Annotated in this window: 5 protein-coding genes; 4 read left to right on the top strand and 1 reads right to left on the bottom strand. The window is 28.0% G+C overall.

Translation table 11 applies throughout. The features are described 5' to 3' along the window. The 4 genes from Q0649_RS13375 to Q0649_RS13360 all read left to right on the top strand — a co-directional run. Positions 1 to 928 (top strand): acyltransferase family protein (locus Q0649_RS13375; RefSeq protein WP_298842814.1); only part of this gene is annotated, 928 nt, incomplete at its 5' end. 140 nt (positions 929 to 1,068) lie between these two features. After that, the gene (locus Q0649_RS13370; RefSeq protein WP_298842813.1) at positions 1,069 to 2,160 is read left to right on the top strand and encodes a glycosyltransferase; all 1,092 of its coding nucleotides are present in this window, start codon (positions 1,069 to 1,071) and stop codon (positions 2,158 to 2,160) included. 313 nt (positions 2,161 to 2,473) lie between these two features. Further along, on the top strand, positions 2,474 to 4,057 hold the full coding sequence (locus Q0649_RS13365) for a hypothetical protein (protein ID WP_298842811.1): 1,584 nt from the start codon (positions 2,474 to 2,476) through the stop codon (positions 4,055 to 4,057). A gap of 106 nt (positions 4,058 to 4,163) precedes the next feature. Next, positions 4,164 to 5,417 (top strand): O-antigen ligase, encoded by a 1,254-nt coding sequence (locus Q0649_RS13360; protein ID WP_298842809.1) that lies wholly within the window; start codon positions 4,164 to 4,166, stop codon positions 5,415 to 5,417. Positions 5,418 to 5,488: 71 nt separating this feature from the next. Here the strand turns inward: Q0649_RS13360 and Q0649_RS13355 are convergent. Further along, on the bottom strand, positions 5,489 to 6,060 hold a 572-nt coding region (locus tag Q0649_RS13355; RefSeq protein WP_298842806.1), incomplete at its 5' end, for an ABC transporter ATP-binding protein.

Below are 6,060 nucleotides of genomic sequence, written 5' to 3'. Positions count from 1 at the left end.
TACATCTCTAATGATGAAAGATATATATCTTTTTATTTATACTTTTCATATGCCTTTATTTATATTTGTATCTGGTTATTTTTCTAAAACGGTGCTTGATGGAAAACAATTTAGAATAACAAAGGTAATTTTATATTTATTTTTATATTTGTTGCTCAAATTATGTTTTTTTGTTCTTAGCAGATATATATTTGGTGATACAAATACTCAATTTAGATTTTTCGTAGAAGGTGGGCCACCTTGGTATTTGTTTGCTATGAGTGTTTGGTTATGTATTTCATATGTTATACAAAATATTAAACCGGTAATAGTAATATGTTTTTCTGTTATAATCGGCGTTTTAGTAGGGTATTATAAAATAGTAACGGTGGTAGACTTTTTCTCTTTATCGAGAATATTAGTTTTTTTTCCGTTTTTTATAAGTGGGTACTATTTTAATGGTACAGATTTGGTAAAAATTTTAAAATGCATATGGCTTAAGAGGTTTTCTTTAATTATTATAACTATTGTTTTTATAGTTATTTTTGTTTATGGGCGAGATTTATATACTTTGAGAGGATTTTTTACTGGACGTAATTCTTATATAGCTTTAGGTGAGCCGGTATTTGGTGGTATCTATAGATTTTTATTTTATGGATTAAGTACGATTATCTCATTGGCAATTATGTATATAACTCCGAATGGCAGGATATTTATAACAAAGTTTGGAAACAGGACACTTCAAGTGTACTTTATACATTATTTAGTATTATCGGTATACCATCACTATGGTTTGGAAATATATTTAATGAAAGTATTTCCTTATAACTGGGAATTAGTATATTTATGCCTTGCTGTTGGATTAGCATTTGTTCTATCTTTAAAAATATTTGAATTTCCTTTTAAAAAGATAATGGGATTAAAGTTAAATAAGATATTAAGAAAATAGGTTAAGAATAATTTATGTATAACATATTACACAAAAAGAACAAAACAACCAAAATGCATATGATGAATTTTGGTTGTTTTGTTTGTTAAAAATTTATTTGGGCATAATTCTAATATAAATATTTGTTAGGAGAATGTCTTATGAATGAGGAAAAATTAAATATGTTGAAAAATATTTCGATTTTGATACCAGCTTTTAATCCAGATAATAAATTGATAGTTTTAGTAAGTAATCTTATAAAAGCAGGATTTATACATATAAACATTGTAGATGATGGAAGTAGTGAAGAGTATAAACCCATTTTTAATAATATTGGACTTCAAAAACAATGTCACATATTAATTCACGCAACAAATATGGGAAAAGGTAGAGCTCTTAAAACAGGGTTTAATTATTTTTTAAACAATAACACAGAATGCATTGGCATTGTAACGGCGGATGCTGATGGTCAACACAGTGTTGAGGACATTATTAAAGTATCACAGAAACTAATTGAGAATCCTAAAAAACTTATTCTGGGATCCAGAAATTTCTCAGATCCAACTATTCCTTTTAGGAGCAGGTTTGGAAATATAATGACTAGAAAAATGTTTACGCTTTTAGCTGGAATGAATGTTACCGATACTCAAACAGGCTTAAGAGCCATTTCGTCGGAGCTTGCTTTGGATTTAATGAATGTAAATGGAGAAAGATTTGAATATGAAACTAATATGTTACTTGAATGCAAACGTAAAGATGTAGCAATATACGAAGTGTTAATTGATACGATTTATATAGAATATAATAAATCATCTCATTTTAAACCAATAAGTGATTCAATAAAGGTCTATGGGGTCATCTTTAAATTCATGTCATCATCATTTTTATCATTTATTCTAGATATTCTTTTATTTACAATGTTCTCAAAACTGCTTTATAATGTAACACCTGAATATTTTATTTTATTAGCAACCATTATTTCTAGAATTATGTCTTCCTTATTTAATTATAATGTAAATAAAAATGCTGTATTTAAGCACAAGTCTTATGATAAATTAGTATTAATTAGATATTATACTTTATGCCTAACACTTATGCTAGTATCCGGATTAAGTGTATCATTTACCTATCATATTTTCGGCCACTCTGTCGTTGCTATTAAGGTTATAGTAGACGGTATGTTATCTGCTATGAGTTATAAAGTTCAAAAAGAATGGGTTTTTAAGAGAACTTACATTTTAGAGAAGATATGATATGTATTTAATATTCATATTCATGATGTTATGCTCTGGAGCTTTTATGATTTCGTTAAAATGCAATAAAAAAATTGAAGAAACGTTCTCATTATGGATTTTTATAATAATATTTGTTTTATACCTATTTGGATTGCTAGGTTTACTAAAAATTGGAGTATACATTGTAGTGACAATAGCAATAGTTTGTATGCTATTTTTTCTCTACACAATCTATAGTAATAGACTAATGGTTAAGAAATTTTTTTTGACCCCCAGCTTTGTAATATTCATCCTGTTTTTTGTATTAGCCTGGTGGGCACAACGAGGAAGAATGTTTACATCTTGGGATGAATTTTCACATTGGGGAACTGTAGTTAAAAATATGTATATATTTGATGCTCTTGGTAATCATCCAGAAGCAACAACCACATTTAGAGGGTATCCACCCTCTACAGCATTATTCGAATATTTCTGGGTGAAATTATCTGGGAATTTTAGCGAAGGAAATTTATATAGGTCTATGAACATATTGTATTTTTCATTAATGTTACCTTTTTTTAGTAATATCCGATGGAAAAACTTTAGCACGATAGTTGTTCGATTTGTTTTAGTGTTAATTCTTCCTTTGGCATTCTTCCAGGATTTTTACACTAATCTAATGGTTGATGCAATACTTGGAGTTATATTTGCAAGTATTCTCATTAACTATTATACCAATGAATCAAGCACTTTTAAAATATTTAATATAAGTTTGGCTTTATCTATACTAACTCTTACAAAGTCAGCAGGATTCGGCCTTGCAATTATAGCAATTATTATAATTGCTATAGATCTTTTATTTGTAAAAAGGCAAAATTTAAAGTTAGTTTCATGTCCTATTTTATTTACTATAATAGCCAAATATTCATGGTCAATATATCTTAAAATCACAAAAACAAATGTTGCCTGGGATATAACCAAGATTGGAGTTCATAGCATTGAAAATTTATTTACTGAAAATGCGCCACACTACCAAATAGTAACAATAAAGAACTTTTTTAATGCTTTAACTGGATTATCTTTAACTAACTATTCAATTAAAATATCATTTGTGGGTTGGCTAGTAATACTACTTTCAATGTCTATGGTACTAATAACTTATGCAGGTAATGAAGAGGAAAAACTTCGATTTAAAGTAGTAACTATCAGTTTATTTATTGGAGCTACACTATATACTTTTTCTTTACTAATATTGTATATTTTCACATACACTGAGTATGAGGCTACTAATTTAGCATCTTATTCAAGGTATATAAGTACCTATCTACTAGGAATTCTCATTTTCGTAGTTGGAACTATATGTTTAAAAGCTGGATCACATCATAATAAATCTAACCTATCATATTCTAGTGTCTTATTGTTGTTTTTATTATTAATAACAAACGTGCGTCCAATTATAAATATGATTATGCTCGCACCATCAGATATACAGGGTACTATATCAAAACGTGCTATATATGCACCAATAACAAAAATAAAGCAAATAATAAATCCTAAAACTGATAAAGTTTATATAATTTCTGTTGCATCCAGTGGTTTTGATTATTGGGTTAGCAGATATAATATAACACCTATTATGACTAATATTAAAAATGAAAGTTGGAGCATTGGTAAGCCTTATTATAAAGGTGACATTTGGACTGAAAATGTTTCACCAGTGGAGTGGTCACAGGTACTTAAAGTTAATTATACTTACGTGTATATATATAAAACTAATTATATATTTAACAAGACTTATGGAAAGATTTTTCAGGGTGGGAGTAATCATATTAAAAATAATACATTGTATCATGTGAATAAAAATAATGGTATAATTATACTTGAAAAAATGAACATCTGTGCAGGCGATGGTTTAATTAAAGCGTGCAAAAGGTAAGAAAAGAGGATATAATCTATTAGGAGGAAAAATATTGTAATGGATATCTAGCACTATTAAGATAAACATCATCAAAACTAATTTGTATTTGAAAAGAGGCTGGAACGTGAACTTTTATCGAAAAATTTCATTTTTATTAATATGTGCTTATATCATGTTATTACCTTTAATTCCACAAGAAGTTGTATTTAAGGGTGTAGCAGTTACTGATTTTATTTTGGCATTAATAGTTTTTCTGTATATTATAAATTTATTAGTTTCAAAAGGTAGTAGAGAGAATTTTAAAGATGGTATTATAGACTTTTTCACTGATAAATTAAGTATATTTATTACGTTATTACTTGGTATAATGCTTTTATCTACTATTTATGCAAAAAATAAAGGATTAGCATTAAGTGAAAGTGCAAGATTTATAACTTACATATTTTTATATTTTGTTATAAAATACGAATTTAATAGCAAAAAACAAATAAAAACTTTGTTAAAATTTTATATATCTACTTCCTTTATTTTGTGTTGTATTGGTGTTTTGCAGTATTTTACAGGTTTTGCATTGAATGAAACCTTTAGAAGATCGTATAATAATGGTGTAATTACAAGGATAACATCAACATTCGCAAACCCAAATGCTTTTGGGGCTTATTTAATATTAATAATTTTCCCAGTGATTATGTTGAGTATTTATGAAAAAAATAAGACTAAAAAAATAATGTATGTATTACTCTCAATGTTAGTAATTATTAATTTGGTAATGACTTTTTCTAGAAATGCAATATTAGGTCTTGGAATAGGATTATTAGTGCTTACTCTAATTTATAGTATTAAGTGGATTTTCGCTTTAGGGGGGCTTGCTATATTACTTTCGTTCATACCTTCTGTTTTTCAAAGAATTGTAGGTACATTTGATTTACATCAGAATGAATTAAGAATTAAACTTTGGAAAACAGCATTATATATGATAAGGGATCATCCAATTTTAGGTGTTGGTAATGGAAACTTTGTCACCAAATATAATGAATATGTGAGTAAGTATAAAGAATTAAAATATTATGCATACAAGAACTATCCAAATCATAATTCATATTTAAAATTTGAAAGTGAGTTAGGCATATTAGGAATAGCTTCTTTCATCGGAATTATAATAACGGTTTTATTTAGAATTAAGAAGCTGTATAGTACAACTAAAGATAAATTTTATATACCATTTTATACTGGAATAATGGCAAGTATGATTGTTTTCTTACTTATGAATTTATCAGACAATTTATTGTTTCTGCCTAAAGTAACAACCTATTTTTGGTTTATAATAGCTACTGCAGAAGCAATCCGTTATAAGTCTCACAATTTGCAGCAACAATAAACCCCATATAAAAAAAATCAGGAGCCTTAGCTTCTGATTTTTTTGCGTAAAGTCAATTTTCTACCACGATCTTAATGTAGCATGTCTTTGCTCTCCTTTTCCTTATCCTCTAAGAGTTGATTTGTATATAGGCTATAATAATAACCTTTCATCTTTAGTAGTTCTCTATGGCTGCCTGACTCTGTAATATTGCCATTTCTTATAACAAGTATTTTATCTGCGGATACAATAGTTGAAAGTCTATGAGCAACTACAAAACTAGTTCTACCACTTAGAACTTTTTCTATAGCATTTTGTATCATTCTTTCTGTTTCTGTATCTATAGATGAAGTCGCCTCATCTAGAACAAATAATGCTGGATCTGCTAGAATTGCTCTAGCAAAGGAGATAAGTTGCTTCTCTCCTGTTGACAAATTTCCTCCACCCTCTCCAACCTGAGTATCGTATCCTTTTTCAAGTTTGCTTATAAAACTATGAGCATTTACAAGCCTTGATGCATTTTCAATTTCCGGTATAGTAGCATTGAGTTTACCATATATAATATTATCTCTAATTGTTCCACTAAATAAATGTGGGCTTTGAAGCACATATCCAATATTTGATTGAAGCCATAATAATGATCTTTTTCTATAATCTATACCAT

It is taken from the genome of uncultured Clostridium sp. (assembly GCF_937920395.1).
Taxonomy (GTDB): Bacteria; Bacillota; Clostridia; order Clostridiales; family Clostridiaceae; genus Clostridium_AD.
Note: the sequence above shows the minus strand (reverse complement) of the source record. Positions and strands in the feature narration are given on the sequence as shown.

Excerpts from the sequence above, each read along its gene's own strand:
- Q0649_RS13370 (WP_298842813.1), top strand. The coding sequence starts at position 1,069 with ATGAATGAGGAAAAATTAAATATGTTGAAAAATATTTCGATTTTGATA.
- Q0649_RS13365 (WP_298842811.1), top strand. The coding sequence starts at position 2,474 with ATGTTTACATCTTGGGATGAATTTTCACATTGGGGAACTGTAGTTAAA.